Source organism: Vibrio sp. YT-19(2023) (assembly GCF_033337395.1).
On the sequence record NZ_JAWOQN010000718.1, the window covers coordinates 1 to 615 of the forward strand.

The following is a 615-nucleotide window of genomic DNA, read 5'->3' on the forward strand; positions in this document are numbered from 1 at the left end:
ACATGCTGAGAAAGATGACGAGGAAAACCAATAATCTCGTTCACCAGTTGGATAAACTGCTGACCTTTGAGCGATTCCGGTTGCAAACCAAGCTCAATAATTTGTGCTTGCCAACCTTGGCTACGATCTCGGCGGTTAACATTTTTGATGAAAAAATCCAATTGGGTCTCTTCAATACCTAACGCTTTTCCGACCTCACGTACCGCACTTTTGAAGCGATAACTGATCACTGTTGCGGCAAGAGCGGCACGTTCACGTCCGTATTTTTTATAAATGTATTGAATGACTTCTTCACGGCGCTCGTGTTCGAAGTCAACGTCGATATCTGGTGGCTCTTTGCGTTCCTTACTGATAAATCTTTCGAACAAGACAGAGATTTGTCTTGGATCTACGGCGGTGATTTCTAAGCAGTAACACACGACGGAATTCGCCGCTGATCCTCGACCTTGATAAAGAATGCCTTGCTGTTTAGCAAACATGACGATGTCATGAATGGTTAAAAAGTAATAATGGTACGTGAGGTCGTCTATCAACCTCAGTTCGTTTTCGATGGTTTGGTTGATGTCCTCCGGCACGCCTTCAGGAAAGCGACGCTCTTTACCTTGTTCCACCAAC

At 44.7% G+C, this 615-nt stretch carries 1 pseudogene; it reads right to left on the reverse strand.

From position 1 onward, the window contains the following. A pseudogene (locus tag R7E78_RS28075) lies at positions 1-615 on the reverse strand (error-prone DNA polymerase); the annotation flags it as partial.